Genomic DNA, 13,725 nt, shown 5'->3' with positions numbered 1-13,725 from the left:
CCCATACCGTGTGGCTGCCACGCTTGTACTCTTCCATGCAGCCAATCTACACCGGATGCGTCTCCATCCCAGCCGCCTAAAGGCGTGGGGTTTCCTGATCCCCTATCGGGGACTCTAAATCCCTCGTCGAAAAGTTCGGTGCTGCTGCGGCCGACGCGCGGCACGGTGGCAAGCGGTTTTCCCGCCGCAAGCGCCGCTTCCATCGCGCGGCGGATCTGGCGATCGACTTCCGGCGCGCCGGTCTGGTTGGGAAAGCGCATGCTGCCGGATAGGTCGGTCGGCCCGATGAAGATGACATCGACGCCGTCGACTTCCGCGATCTCGCGTGCATTCTCGACGCCCGCGCCGGTTTCGATCTGCGCCCGCGCTAGATTTTGCAACACAACCCCTCGAGCGTGAGCGACAACCAGCACTCGCAACTTCGAATATGAAGTTGTCGACGTTACTTCACTCAACTTCGCCACGGCGCCGTCGCTGTTGAGGCCACTAAAGCAACCTCCCACCATCGCCTCCCGACATCACGAAGTGCAATTGCAAAACCTTGGAGGAAGCGAAAGCCGGATGTCTGCTGGCGAGGCGAGGCCGGGTCATCTTTGTTCCTTGGTCGTGGGCGTGTGCCGCTTGCCTTTGAAGTCGCCACTTAATAGGATGTTAAGTAGGTCTTTATGAGGCGTAAAGTGAACGTTAGGGTTATGGCGCAGCGCACGTCCGATATCGACTCTGCAAATGACTCGGCTAACAGCGGGGCGACGGCAGGCGTGGGTGCGCGAATCAAAACGTTCCGCACCGGGCGCAGGATATCCCTGCGCGAGCTCGCGGATCTGACAGGCACCACGGCAAGCTTCATCAGCCAACTGGAGCGGGGCCTCAGTGGCGCTAGTGCAAGCACGCTGATGCGGATCGCCGCAGCACTGGGCCTCGGTATCAACGATCTATTCGACGAAACAGAAAGCCCTCTGCACAAAGTTCTCGCCAAGGTGGATCGGCCGACGCTGCCAGCCACCAACGGGTGCCGCAAGATGCTGCTGTCGCGCCGCCCGATACATGAGTTCGAGGTCTATGCCGGCCATTTCGACATCGGCGGTTCGACTGGAGATGAACCGTATTCGCATGGAGGCAGGCACGAGATGTTCCTTGTGTTGACTGGCTCGGTCGAACTCACTCTTGCGGACGAACGCTTCGTGATGAACGCGGGGGACAGCATCGAATACGCGACTTCGACGCCGCACCGTACGGTGAATGTGGGACCCACCCCTGCCGAGGTGCTTTGGATCATCGCTCCGCCTACAAGCGGCGCAGCGGAGCTCAATCAGTACAAGCCCGGAAACGGCTCGCGGCCGGGCACTCATGCAACGCGGGCAAAATCAACGGGAGGACCAAAATGATGATCAAGTTCGGACAAGCGACGGCGCTTGCTCTGCTGATGGCGACGACGGCCGCGCTGGCGCAGGACAAGCCGGTCGCTGGGCAGGTGGGCGACGGCTCGCTGAAGGACAAGACGCTCACCTTCGTGTCCTATGGCGGCATTTATCAGGACGGCCAGATCGCCGCTTTGAAGGAGTTCGTTGACAAGTCAGGCGTCCAGTTGCTCAGCGACGGCCCGACTGAAATCTCGAAGCTCCAGGCTCAGGTCGAATCTGGCAACGTCACTTGGGACGTTGTCGACACCGGCGACTTCCCGCCCTTCGTTTACTGCGGAAAGCTGTTCCAGAAACTTGACTTCTCAAAGATCGATACCTCGAACATTCCCAAAGGTCAGATCAGCGAGTGCAGCGTGCCGGCCATGAACTATGGCGTGGTGTTGATGTACAACACCGATAAATACAAGGACAATCCGCCGAAGAGCTGGAAGGACTTCTTCGACATCGAGAAATTTCCCGGCTCACGTGCCCTCGAAGGCAGTGGCGACCTCTCGGGCGGGATGATCGAGCAGGCCCTGCTTGCCGCCGGCGGCTCGGTCGAGAACATGACGGTTGCCGACATCGACAAGGCGATCGAGAAGGTCAGGTCGCTCGGCCCCGACACCATCTTCTGGAAGACCGGCGCCGATTCCCAGCAACTGGCCGAATCCGGCGAAGCCGATATGATCGCCATGTGGACCGGCCGCGCCATGACCGCCGTCAAGAACGGTGCGAAGTACACGCCTGCCTGGCAGGATTGGCTGGTGGTCATGGACCAGATGACCATCCCGATGGGCGTCAAGGATCCCGACGCCGCGCATGCGCTGATTAACGCCTATGTCGGCAAGACTTCGCAGGAGGTGCTTGCCAAGACGACCTCGTACACGCCCATCCACAAGGACGCCAAGCCGGAGGTCGACGAGGTGACGGCTTCTTTCATGACCAATACGCCTGACAAGCTGAAGCTCGGCTACCAGCAGAACATCAAGTTCTGGGTCGAGAATTTCGAAGTGGCCAACGAGAAATGGAATGCCTTGATGTCCGGCAACTAGGTCGGAGATCATCCACGTGGCGGCGACAGCGACCCCAGAAATCAGCCGGAGCAGGGCTCCGGCTGATGCGGCCGGCGAGAGGCGGCGATGGTTCCGCGGCCAGCCTTTCTGGCTGGTCGCGCCGGCGCTGTTGCTGTTGCTCGTCGCGCTGGGTTTGCCGCTTGCCATCGTGACGCTGCGCAGTTTTTCCGAACCCGGCTGGGGCTTGCAGAACTACGTCTGGTTTTTCGGCAGCCCGGTCAACCTGACGGTGCTGCAGCGGACCTTTACCATTTCGGCCTGGGTGACGTTGGTCTGCGTCGTCGCGGGCTATCCGTACGCCTACGCGATGACCATTGTCGGCCCCAGGGTCCGGCTGATCCTCATCCTGTGCGTGCTGGTACCGTTCTGGGTCAGTGGCGTCGTCCGCACGCTCGCCTGGGTGATCCTGCTGCAGGATTCAGGCGTCATCAATTCGATGATCCGCGGTGTCGGCCTGAGCCCGATCAAGCTGATTCGCACACAGACCGGCGTCGTCATAGGCATGGCGCAGGTGCTGCTGCCGTTCATGATCCTGCCGCTCTACGCGGTGATGAAGACGATCGACCTCCGGCTGATGCAGGCTGCCCGCAGCCTCGGCGCAAGTCCTGCGCGGGCGTTCGTGCAGGTCTACGTGCCGCTTTCGCTGCCGGGTCTCTACGCTGGCGCCATCATCGTCTTCATCCTGGCGCTCGGCTTCTATATCACGCCGGCGCTGCTCGGCGGCCCGCGCTCCACCATGCTGTCGACGCTGATCCAGAACCAGGTGCTCAGCCTGCTGAACTGGGGCAAAGGCGGGGCGATGGGCGTCGTGCTGCTGGTTGCAACCTTCGTGCTGCTTGCGCTGGCCGCTCCGCTGACGCGCCAGCCGCACAAGACGGGGTCGCGACGCTGATGAGGCTGCCCGCGCGCATTCTGCTCGGTCTGTTCTGCCTGCTCGTCGCAGTCTGGCTGATCGCGCCGACGATCGTCGTCGTGCCTATGTCTTTCAACGACAAGAAGTCGCTCGCCTTCCCGCCATCCGGCTTTTCCTGGCAATGGTACCAGAACTTCTTCAGCAACCCGGAATGGTCTTCGAGCCTGGTCAGTTCGTTGAAGGTGGCCGTCGTCACCGCGGTGCTCGCAACGATCATCGGCACCTCGGCCGCCTTCGGCCTCGACCGCATGAAGAGCCGCGTGAGCGGCGTGCTGCGGGCCGTGCTGATCACGCCGATGATCGTGCCGGGCGTCGTGCTCGCCGTTGGCATCTATGCCGTCTACCTCGACACGCAACTGGTCGGCACTCTGACCGGCTTCGTGCTCGCACACACCATGCTCGCCGTGCCGTTCGTTATCATTGCTGTTTCGGCAAGCCTCGAAGTCTTCGACAAGCGGCTGGAGACGGCAGCGATCAGCCTGGGAGCTAGCCGCTTGACCGCTTTCCGGACGGTGACCTTGCCGCTCATCGCCCCGGGGATGCTGTCCGGCCTCCTGTTCGCCTTCGTGACATCGTTCGACGAGATCATCGTCGCTCTGTTCATCACCAGCCCGTATCTGAAGACGCTGCCGGTCCAGATATTCTCCAGCATCACGCGCGACGCTGACCCAACGGTCGCGGCGGTTGGCACGCTGCTGTTCATCGCGACCTCGCTGGTCATCGGCGCCGGTCTGCTTGTCGGTTCACGCCAGAGGAAACGCTAGGATGGCTTCATCGGAATCGCGTGGCGCGACAATCGACATCCGTTCAGTCAGCAAGCGATACGGCGGCTTCACCGCGCTGGACGACGTTTCGCTGCATATCGAGGCCGGCGAGTTCATGACTCTTCTGGGTCCCAGTGGTTCGGGCAAGACGACGACGCTGAACGTCATCGCCGGCTTCACAGAACTGAGTTCCGGTGTCCTCGAAGTCGGCGGCCGGAGCGTCGTCGGCGTGCCGGCACACAAGCGCAACATCGGCGTCGTGTTCCAGCACTACGCGTTGTTTCCGCACATGACCGTCGGTCGCAACGTTGCCTACCCGCTCGCCTTGCGCGGCGTGGCCAGGGAGCATCGCGAACGCCGCGTGCAGAGCGCGCTCGATATGGTGAAGATGGTGGACTTCAGCCATCGCTTCCCGAGCGAACTGTCGGGCGGACAGCAGCAGCGCGTCGCGCTGGCGCGTGCCACCGTCTTCGACCCGCCGCTGCTGCTGATGGATGAGCCGCTCGGCGCGCTCGACAAGAAGCTGCGCGAATGGCTGCAGCTCGAGATCAAGCGCATTCATCGCGAGCTCGGCACCACGTTCGTCTACGTCACCCACGATCAGGAAGAGGCGCTGGTGCTCTCCGACCGCATCGCGGTCTTCAATCAAGGGCGCATCGAGCAGATCGGCACCGGCCGCCAGCTCTATGATGAGCCGGCGACGCTCTTCGTCGGCAAGTTCATCGGCGACTCGACCGTGCTGCGCGGCACGGCGCGGACCTCCGGCGACGAGACGGCGATCGACATCGGAGGCCAGAAAGCGGTCACAAGAAAGCGTCTGCCGAATGGCGGCACGCCAGTGATGCTGCTGAGGCCCGAGAAACTTGCGCTTGTCCGTCGAGGAGCCCGGATTTCCGTCGATCGCAACTCCCTGGCCGGCCGCGTCGGTGAGGCGATCTATCTCGGTTCGGGTTCGAAATACGAGGTGGTGCTTGCCGACGGCTCGACAGCCGTCGTGCGCTCGACGCTGGAGGACGAGGCCTTCCAGATCGGCGACGAGGTCGATGTCCTCTTCGCCGGCAGCGACGCCCGTCTGCTGGCCGACGACGACAAGGCGGACCTGACTCTCACCTGATCACTACCCCGAAAGCAAATCGACATGGACGTTAAGACGAACGGCGACGTTTCCTTCTGGTATGCCGATATCGGCGGCACTCCCGCCTATCGGCCGCCTTTGCCCGGAGATGCCGAGGCCGATGTCTGTATCGTCGGTGCCGGCTACACCGGGCTATGGACAGCCTACTATCTGAAGCGGGCCGATCCGGCATTGCGAATCGTTGTCCTCGAGAAGGAGTTCGCCGGCTACGGCGCTTCAGGCCGCAACGGCGGCTGGCTGTCGGGCGGCTTCTCCTGGTCGCGTGAAAAATACGAGAAGGCTTCCTCGCGCCGTGGCGTCATCGACATGCAGGCCGCGATGACCGGCACCGTCGACGAAGTGATCTCGGTCGCCGATGTGGAAGGGATAGATGCCGACATTCGTCGCACCGACGAGCTCCTGGTTGCTACCAACGAGGCACAGGAGGAGCGTGCCAAGGCGATGCATGCCCACGCGAAGTCCTGGGAGCTGACCGACGAAAGGGTCGCTTACATCGACGCCGCGCAGACACGGCGTCGCGTGGCCGTTCACAATGCGCGCGGCGCGTTCGTGATCAAGAAGGTCGCGAGGGTGCAGCCTGCCAAGCTGGTTCAAGGCCTCGCCAAGGCGGTCGCTCGGCTTGGCGTCCCGATCTATGAGCAGACGACGGTGCTCTCGATCGAAAAAGGCAAGGTGACAACCAATCGCGGCGTCGTGAGAGCCGAAAAGATCGTGCGCGCGACCGAGGGCTTCACCGCGGGCATTTCCGGATTCGAGCGTCTATGGTTGCCGCTGAACAGCGCCATCGTGGTCACCGAACCGCTGCCGGACAGCCTATGGAAGGAGATCGGCTGGGACGGCCACGAGGTCGTCGGCGATTGCGCGCACACCTATTGCTACGCGCAACGCACGCGCGAGGGACGCATCGCCATGGGCGGCCGCGGCGTGCCCTACCGCTTCGGCTCCGCGACGGACAAACGCGGCGTCACGCAGCAAGCGACGATCGACCAACTGCACACGATCCTCACGACGCTCTTGCCGCGGACGAAGGGGCTGCGGCTCGACCATGCCTGGTGCGGGACGCTCGGCGTGCCGCGCGACTGGTGCACGACCGTGGGGTTCGACCGGCAGACCGGTATCGGCTGGGCAGGCGGCTATGTCGGCCTGGGCGTCTCGACGTCGAACCTTTCGGGACGCACGCTGCGCGACCTGATGCTCGGCCGCGATACGGAGCTGACGCGGCTGCCCTGGGTCAACCGGACGGTCAAGAAATGGGAACCGGAGCCGCTGCGATGGCTCGGCGTCCACGCCATGTACCAGCTCTACCAGATCGCGGACGCGCGCGAGGCGCAAGGGCTTGGCCGTACGTCGAAACTTGCCGCTTTGGCGGACCGCATCACCGGACACTGATGGAACGAGCAGGGACATCTATCATGATCGACTTCCAGACCTTCTTGCATCTGGCCGACATCGATCTAGGCACGCCGCAGCCGAAACCGACCTCGATCGAAGGCGATCAGCGCGAGGCCGCGCGCGCCCTTTGGACGTCTGCGGACGGCAATATCGAGGTCGGCGTGTGGGAGTGCTCGCCGGGCCGCTTCACCGCGCGTCGCGACGACAATTCCGAGATCTGCCACATCGTCTCCGGCCGCGTGACGCTACACGGACCGGGCGCCGCCGCCCAGGAAGTCGGCGCCGGCGAGCTGTTGGTTTTGCCGCTGGGCTGGCACGGCGAATGGACGATCCACGAGACGACGCGCAAGCTCTACGTCATCCACAAGGCTTGAAGACGGGTCGGTGGTTTCAGTTTTCATGCGCTACTGCGCAGGCAACCAAAGAAACGGGATCCGGATCTGCCCCGTCGATTCCGGCGCCGCCAGTCCTTGGCTTCAGACGATCGTCTCGCCGCCATCGACCACAAGGATCTGGCCGGTCATGTAGGACGAGCGGTCCGAGACGAGGAACAGGATGCTCTCGGCCATCTCTTCGACCGTTCCCCAGCGACCAAGCGGAACCTTTTCGCGCATATAGGCCTCGATCGCCTGCCGTCCGCCTATCTGGCCGATGAAAGGATCGTTGAACGGGGTGTCGACCCATCCCGGGCAGAGGGCATTCACGCGGACGCCGAAGCGGGCGTAGTCGCCGGCCATCTGCCGGGTCATGGCGATGACCGCGTGCTTGCTGGTTGTGTAGGCGATCATCTCGCGGTCGTAGAGCACGCCGGAACTGGACGAGGTGTTGAGGATAACGCCCTTGCCCGCCGCCTTCATCGCCGGGACGACGAGGCGTGCGGCCATGAAATGCGCCCGCACATTGAGCGTCCAGGAAAGATCGAAGCCGACAGGATCGACCGATTCCAAACTGCCCGGGATCTGCGCGCCGGCGTGGTTGTGCAGAATGTCTATCCGGCCCAGCCGGCCAAGCACGTCCGAAACCGCACTCGACAGAGCCGTGTCGTCGGTGACATCGATCGGGTGGTATTCCGCCCGAAGCCCCTCGGTGCGGATTGCCGCCGCCGCGTCCGCGCCGGCTTTGGCGTCGCGGTCGAGGATCACCACATGCGCGCCCTCGCGCGCCATCAGCGCGGCGCCGGCCCGGCCGATGCCCGAGCCGGCGCCGGTGACCAGCGCGACGCGGTCCTTCAGGATCATCTAGTCCTCCCCTAAAGGTCTGGTCTTCTTCTCGCGCATCAGCAGACGCGCCGCGAGGATAAGGATCAGCGACGCCACCAACACGGAGGTGGCCACCGCGTTGATCTCGGGGGTGACGCCGCGGCGGATCGAGGCGAAGACGTAGATCGGCAGCGTGGTGTTCGAGCCCGCGACGAAGAAGGCGATGATAAAATCGTCAAAGGAGAAGGTGAAGGCGAGCAGGAAGCCGGCGAGAATCGACGGCATGATCTGCGGCAGCACGATCTGGCGGAAGGTTCCGAAGGGCGTCGCATAGAGATCATCCGATGCCTCGACGATATCGCGGCCGAGGCTGGCGATGCGGGCGCGCACGATCATCGTCACTACCGCCATCGAGAACAGCCCGTGGGCGGCGATGATCGAGGCATAGCCCAGTCCGAACTGCGGCGGGCTCTCACCCGGCCAGATGCCGGCGATCACCGGGTTGAGGATCGAGAAGACGGCGGCGAGCGCCACCAGCGTTGCGATGCCGATCACCACACCGGGCACAACGATGGCTGCGGCGAACAGCCCTTCGAAGACGAGGCGCATGCGAACGCCCATGCGCTCGATGGCAAGCGCGGCCATGGTGCCGAACACTGCCGCGAGGGCCGCGCTCGCGGCGGCAATGAAGAGGCTGTTGCTGAGCGCCTGGACGAGGAAGGTGTTGGAGAAGGCCTTGCCGTACCAGGCAACCGAGAAGCCGGTAAACTCGCTGGCGCTGCGCCCGGCGTTGAACGAGAACAGCACCACCAGCGCGATCGGCGCATAGAGAAACAGATAGACGAGGAAGACGAGCGCGCGCATCAGACGAGGTCGACCCGCCGCGTGCCGGCGAAACGCCAGGCGATCCGCATGGCGACGGTGAGCACCACCACCACGACCAGCACCAGCGTGACGGCGATGGCCGAGCCGAACGGCCAGTTGCGCGACTGCAGGAAGAGGTCGACCAGCGCATTGCCGATGAAGAACACCTTGCCGCCACCGAGAAGCTGCGGGATCAGATATTCGCCGAGCAGGAGAATGGTGACGAGCGCCGTCCCGGTCATGACGCCGGGCATGGACAGCGGCAGTGTAACGCCGAAGAAGGTCGCGACCGGGCGGGCGCCCAGATCGGCCGAGGCCTCGAGCAGCCGGCGGTCGAGCTTCTCCAGCGACACATAGATGGGCATGATCATCAGCGGCAGGTAGCCGTAGAGGATGCCGACCAGCACCGCGCCGGGCGTGTTGAGCATGCGGATGTCGGGCAAGCCGACTGCCTCCAGCAGGCTGGGAAGGCCGCGCGAGCCCAGAATGTACATCCACGCATAGGTGCGCACCAGAAGGCTGGTCCAGAACGGCACGACGATCAGCGAAATCAGGACGAGGCGATGGCGCGGATCGGCGCGCAGCGCCAGATAGTAGGCGACGGGATAGGCGACGAGCAGACAGAGCAGCGCGCCGACGGGCGCGAGCAGCAGTGTGTTGCCGAAGGCCGTGGCGCGCGCCGGTAGGTTCAGGAACTGCTCGAAGGTGAAGGCGGGCAGATAGCCGCCTTCGGGCGCACGGCGTCCGAAGGCGAAGACCAGCATGGCGATGAAGGGCAGCACCAGAAAGACGGCGAGCCAAAGAGCGGCCGGCGCGACGAACGCCGCCGTCACCAGGCTGCGTCTGCTGTTTGCCGCCATCGTGCGGTCAGGCCGACTTGAAGCGGGCCATGACTTCGGCGCGCGCCGGATCGGTCAACGTCACCGCGGCGCCGAATTCGAGCGGGGTCAGAGCCGCTTCGTCCGGGTAGACGATCTTGTTGCCGGTGACCTCGGCCGGCAGCAGCGCCAGGACACGGCTGTCGGTGGTCGGCGCGCCGTTGGCAATGTGCTCCCTGACCGCGTTCTCCGGCGTCATCAGGTAGTCGAGCAGCGCATAGCCGGCTGGCTTGTTCGCAGCACTCGTCGGGATCGCATAGAAATCGGACCAGATTTCGCCGCCGTCCTTGCCGAGGACGAAGGCGATCTCGGGCATGTCGCGGTTGAGCTGCGCGCCGTCATTGGTCCAGCACATGGTCATCCAGGCGTCGGTGGCGCGCATGCCGGGCTGATAGTCGCTGTTGATGGCGAACAGGTGCGGTTTGACCTTGATCAGCAGCTCCTCGGCCTTGGTGAGTTCGGCCGGGTCGATCGAGTTGAACTTGTAACCGAGCGAGACCAGCGCGTTGCCGATGGTGGTGAGCTGGTAGTCGTGCACCATGACGCGGCCGCCGGCCTCGGTCTGCGCCAGCTCGAAGAACTCCTTCCAGCTTGTCACCGGCGTCTTCAGCTTGCCGGTGTTGATGGCGATGCCGGTCGTTCCCCAGTTCTTCGGCACGGCATAGGTCTTGCCGTCGATGATGCCCTCGTTGGTGAACCGGGGCGTTTCGGTCTTCGGGTCGTAGTTGGGCAGCTTCGACAGGTCGAGCGGGTCGATCAGGCCGAGCTTGGCATAGGTGGAGATCGTGTAGTTGGTCGGCACGAACAGGTCCCAGCCGGTGCCGCCGGCCTGAAGCTTGGCCAGCATCTCTTCGTTCGAGCCAAAGACGTTGACTTCGACGGCGACGCCGGTCTTGACGGTGAAGGCCTCGAAGGTGGCCGGGTCGTGGTAATTCGGCCAGGTCGCGAGGGACATCTGTGTGCCGAGGTCCTGGGCATGGGCTTCGAGCGAGAACGCGCCCGAGCGCCCCATGACGGCGGCGGCGAGCCCCAGTCCGGTAATGCCAAGAAAGTGGCGGCGGGTCACGGACCCACGCTTCAAGCGCATGAACTCGCTGGTGAATTCCGATGCAGTGATCGGTTTGGTGATGAACTTTGACATGCACGTTCCCCTTTTCGTTCTGGATTGAATTCGTTCAGGTCGGGAAGACCAGCAGGCTTTCGGGTGCAAAACGCAACGTGACGCGGTCGCCGGGGTCGGCGAGTGTCTGCGCGGCGCTGCGGTCGGCGGTGACAAGCATTTCGCCAATGCCGTCTGCGGCGACAGCATATTCCACGGCGTTGCCGAGGAATATGCGGTGCGTGACCGTGCCAGCCAGGCCATCGCCTTCGCCATGTGCGATTGCGATCGCCTCGGGCCTCAGCACAGCGGTTACGGCGCCGGGCGCCTGCGAGGAGACCGGCAACGCGCGCCCGTCAGCCAGACGCAGGGTCCTCCCGCCCGCCTCGACCACGCCGGAGAGCCGGTTGGTCTTGCCGACGAAATCGGCGACGAACAGCGTGCCGGGCCTGTCGTAGACCTCCTGCGGCGGCGCCATCTGCACCACCCGGCCGGCATTCATGACGCAGACGAAGTCGCTCATCGACAGCGCCTCCTCCTGGTCGTGCGTGACGAGGACGAAGGTGATGCCCAGCTCCCGCTGCAGGCTCTGCAGCTCGATCTGCATGGCGGTGCGTAGCTTGCGGTCGAGCGCTGCGAGCGGCTCGTCGAGCAGCAGCACCGACGGGCGGTTGATAATGGCGCGCGCCAGCGCCACCCGCTGCTGCTGGCCGCCGGACAGTTCGTGGATCTTGCGCGCCGAATAGCCGCCGAGCCGCACCAGCTCGAGCGCTTCGCCGGTTCGCCGTGCGACCTCGCGCCGGTCGATGCGCGGCCGCATCTGGCGCAGGCCGTAGGAGACGTTGGCCTCCACGTCGAGATGGGGAAACAGCGCATAATGCTGGAACACCATGTTGACGGGGCGCCGGTAGGGCGGCACGCCATTCATCGGCCGGTCGTCGACGAGCACCGTGCCCTCGCTGGGCTGCTCGAAGCCGCCGATCATGCGCAGGCAGGTGGTCTTGCCGCAGCCCGAGGGACCGAGCAGCGCGACGAAGGCACCCTTGGGCACTGCAAGATCGACATCGGACACAGCCCGCACCTCGCCATAGCGCTTGCTGACGGAGCGGAACTCGACGTCGTTCGCTGCGCTGGTCACTGGTCCCGCAACTCCATCCCCATGATCCGCTGCCACCACCAACGTCTGGACTCTACCGAAGAGGCGGCATTGCGGGATATACCCCAAGAGGGGTATTCTCTTTCATATTGTCGCCAGCAAGGTATAGGTCATGACCATGACGCGTCCCGACCTCGGCCGACTGCTCGGCAGCATTCCCGGCTTGCTGACAACGTCGTCCCTGCCCGACGCGGCGGTCGGGGACGCTTTTGGCGAAGCCATGGCGGCGCTGGCGCGTTTCGACTTCGTCGTTGTCTTCGCCTATCGCGGCGAGGAGCGGCCTCTCGATCTCCATTCGACCTTCGGTCCCGACGACTATCGTGTGTTCGTCACGCTCTACCAGGCGGGCTCCTATCTGCTCGACCCGTTCTTCCATGCCGCGCGAGCCGGGCGGTCAGGCATCTTTCGGATGCGCGAGCTGGCGCCCGACCGCTTCTTTTCGAGCGAGTATTTCCGGACCTACTACTCCCAGACCAGACTGGCCGAAGAGATCGGCTTCTTCGTGCCCACACGCGAAGGTGTTACCTTGGTCCTGTCGCTCATGCGCAAGGCGACCACGCGTGCGTTCTCCGCGCGCGAGTTCGATCTGCTGAGGCAGGCGGAACCTTTCGTCGCCGCGCTGGTCGAACGGTTCTGGCAGGATCTCGCGGCCCGATTTGACCGGGCGGCCCGCAGGAACCGCAACCCGGAGACCGCCCATTCTCGCGCCAACGGCGTTTGGGGTCAGCTCGACCTCACCGCACGCGAGGCCGCGATCGTTGATCTCGTGCTTCAGGGTCACTCGTCCGAGGCGGTCGGGCGGCGGCTCGCCATTGCGACCGGCACCGTCAAGGTCCACCGTCGCAACGTCTACAGGAAGCTCGGCATTTCCTCGCAAACGCAACTCCTGTCGCTATATCTTAAAAACATGTGACGAGCCGCCCAAGAACAAAAAGCTCATTACGTGGGCGCGGCTATCGGGGGCGAAATGTTCTTGGCCGCGCTGCCACCGTTGCCTCCCCTCCCGCGCGTATCTGCGCTCCGTCCGGGTCTTGCGGCCAGAGCGTGGCCGCTCGCCACATAATTGCGGCGTAGAACCCTCTTGCCTGTGGAAATCCCTAACGGTTACGGCGCGCTCCGTAGTTCGGGACGCATCAGGGCTTGGCAGCCGGCCCGAAACGAAAAAGGACCCCGGACAGGCACACCGGTACCGCCAAGTTGTCTGAGCCACCCACCTACGGTACTCGTTCTGGATGAATATCCCGACGTCAATGCCCCGCCTTTCGTTTCCCGCGCGAGATCATCGCTTACGCGGTTTGGGCCATCACCGTTTTGCCCTCAGCACATGGGATGTCGAAGATCTGCTCGCGGAGCGGGGCGTCAGGATCAGCCGGGAAGCAATCCGGCTTTGGATCAACCGTTTCGGCCGACGTTTCGCCGAATGCATCCGGCGCGATCGGCCTGCGCCTGGCGACCAATGGCACATGGACGAAGGTGTGCCGCGAAGGCTCCCGCAGTGGGGGGCTGAGCTGCATGGAAGATGAGGGCGGGCCCCTCGAAGCCGACCGACAGGGGTAGGCTTCAAACCACTGCAAGCTGCGACGGTAAAGAGCCGTGGTGGTGAGCGTTGTAGAAAAGGCGGATTTCAGTCCCGTCAGGTGAGGTTTAGAGTCCCGATAGGGGATCAGGAAACCCCACGCCTTTAGGCGGCTGGGATGGAGGCGCATCCGGTGTAGATTGGCTGCATGGAAGAATACAAGCGTGGCAGCCACACGGTATGGGACTGCAAATATCATCTGGTTTGGGTGACGAAGTACCGCTACGCGGTGCTCGGGGGTGACGTGGGCAACCGCTGCCGCGAGTTGCTGCGCGA

At 63.8% G+C, this 13,725-nt stretch carries 15 protein-coding genes and 1 pseudogene; 10 read left to right on the top strand and 6 right to left on the bottom strand.

All coding sequences use genetic code 11. From position 1 onward, the window contains the following. Positions 1–464: aldolase/citrate lyase family protein (locus RB623_RS30015; protein WP_308060917.1), on the bottom strand; the 464-nt coding region annotated here is incomplete at its 3' end. Positions 465–692: 228 nt separating this feature from the next. On the opposite strand from RB623_RS30015, the gene RB623_RS30010 reads away from it, so the two are divergent. Genes RB623_RS30010 through RB623_RS29980 form a run of 7 tightly spaced genes read left to right on the top strand, consistent with a single transcriptional unit; the run spans position 693 to position 7,051 of the window. Next, positions 693–1,385 (top strand): XRE family transcriptional regulator, encoded by a 693-nt coding sequence (locus RB623_RS30010; RefSeq protein ID WP_308060915.1) that lies wholly within the window; start codon positions 693–695, stop codon positions 1,383–1,385. After that, complete coding sequence (locus RB623_RS30005; protein ID WP_308060914.1) at positions 1,382–2,452, top strand: extracellular solute-binding protein; 1,071 nt, start codon at positions 1,382–1,384, stop codon at positions 2,450–2,452. The genes RB623_RS30010 and RB623_RS30005 overlap by 4 nt, the downstream gene beginning before the upstream one ends. A gap of 16 nt (positions 2,453–2,468) precedes the next feature. After that, complete coding sequence (locus RB623_RS30000; RefSeq protein WP_308060913.1) at positions 2,469–3,365, top strand: ABC transporter permease; 897 nt, start codon at positions 2,469–2,471, stop codon at positions 3,363–3,365. After that, complete coding sequence (locus tag RB623_RS29995) at positions 3,365–4,150, top strand: ABC transporter permease (protein WP_308060911.1); 786 nt, start codon at positions 3,365–3,367, stop codon at positions 4,148–4,150. The genes RB623_RS30000 and RB623_RS29995 overlap by 1 nt, the downstream gene beginning before the upstream one ends. Position 4,151: 1 nt before the next feature. After that, the gene (locus RB623_RS29990; RefSeq protein WP_308060910.1) at positions 4,152–5,264 is read left to right on the top strand and encodes an ABC transporter ATP-binding protein; all 1,113 of its coding nucleotides are present in this window, start codon (positions 4,152–4,154) and stop codon (positions 5,262–5,264) included. 24 nt (positions 5,265–5,288) lie between these two features. Further along, positions 5,289–6,674, top strand: coding sequence for an FAD-binding oxidoreductase (locus RB623_RS29985; protein WP_308060908.1), 1,386 nt, complete (start codon positions 5,289–5,291; stop codon positions 6,672–6,674). 23 nt (positions 6,675–6,697) lie between these two features. Further along, positions 6,698–7,051 carry a cupin domain-containing protein gene (locus tag RB623_RS29980; RefSeq protein WP_308060906.1) on the top strand — a complete coding sequence of 118 codons (354 nt, stop codon included), beginning with the start codon at positions 6,698–6,700 and terminating at the stop codon, positions 7,049–7,051. Positions 7,052–7,153: 102 nt separating this feature from the next. Here RB623_RS29980 and RB623_RS29975 read toward each other — a convergent pair whose 3' ends face one another. From RB623_RS29975 to RB623_RS29955, 5 genes are read right to left on the bottom strand one after another with little or no spacing between them, the layout of a single operon-like run. Next, positions 7,154–7,915, bottom strand: a complete 762-nt coding sequence (locus tag RB623_RS29975; RefSeq protein WP_308060904.1) for an SDR family oxidoreductase — start codon at positions 7,913–7,915, stop codon at positions 7,154–7,156. Continuing rightward, complete coding sequence (locus RB623_RS29970; protein ID WP_308060903.1) at positions 7,916–8,740, bottom strand: ABC transporter permease; 825 nt, start codon at positions 8,738–8,740, stop codon at positions 7,916–7,918. It abuts the gene before it with no gap. Continuing rightward, a complete protein-coding gene (locus RB623_RS29965) occupies positions 8,740–9,600 on the bottom strand; it encodes an ABC transporter permease (protein ID WP_308060902.1) in 861 nt (286 codons plus the stop codon). Before RB623_RS29965 ends, RB623_RS29970 begins: the two co-directional genes overlap by 1 nt. A gap of 7 nt (positions 9,601–9,607) precedes the next feature. Next, positions 9,608–10,759 carry a spermidine/putrescine ABC transporter substrate-binding protein gene (locus RB623_RS29960; protein WP_308060900.1) on the bottom strand — a complete coding sequence of 384 codons (1,152 nt, stop codon included), beginning with the start codon at positions 10,757–10,759 and terminating at the stop codon, positions 9,608–9,610. Positions 10,760–10,793: 34 nt separating this feature from the next. Beyond that, entirely contained in the window at positions 10,794–11,855 is a 1,062-nt protein-coding gene (locus RB623_RS29955; protein WP_308060898.1) for an ABC transporter ATP-binding protein, read from the bottom strand. Positions 11,856–11,985: 130 nt separating this feature from the next. Between RB623_RS29955 and RB623_RS29950 the strand changes: the two genes are divergently transcribed. From RB623_RS29950 to RB623_RS29940, 3 genes and pseudogenes are all read left to right on the top strand, one after another. Continuing rightward, on the top strand, positions 11,986–12,786 hold the full coding sequence (locus RB623_RS29950; protein WP_374121763.1) for a LuxR C-terminal-related transcriptional regulator: 801 nt from the start codon (positions 11,986–11,988) through the stop codon (positions 12,784–12,786). Between the two features lie 319 nt (positions 12,787–13,105). Then, positions 13,106–13,351: pseudogene (locus RB623_RS29945) on the top strand (IS6 family transposase); the annotation flags it as partial. A gap of 246 nt (positions 13,352–13,597) precedes the next feature. Continuing rightward, a partial coding sequence (locus RB623_RS29940; RefSeq protein WP_308056871.1) for a transposase occupies positions 13,598–13,725 on the top strand: 128 nt, incomplete at its 3' end.

The organism is Mesorhizobium sp. LHD-90, from assembly GCF_030929505.1.
In the GTDB taxonomy this organism is placed as follows: domain Bacteria; phylum Pseudomonadota; class Alphaproteobacteria; order Rhizobiales; family Rhizobiaceae; genus Kumtagia.
Note: the sequence above shows the minus strand (reverse complement) of the source record. Positions and strands in the feature narration are given on the sequence as shown.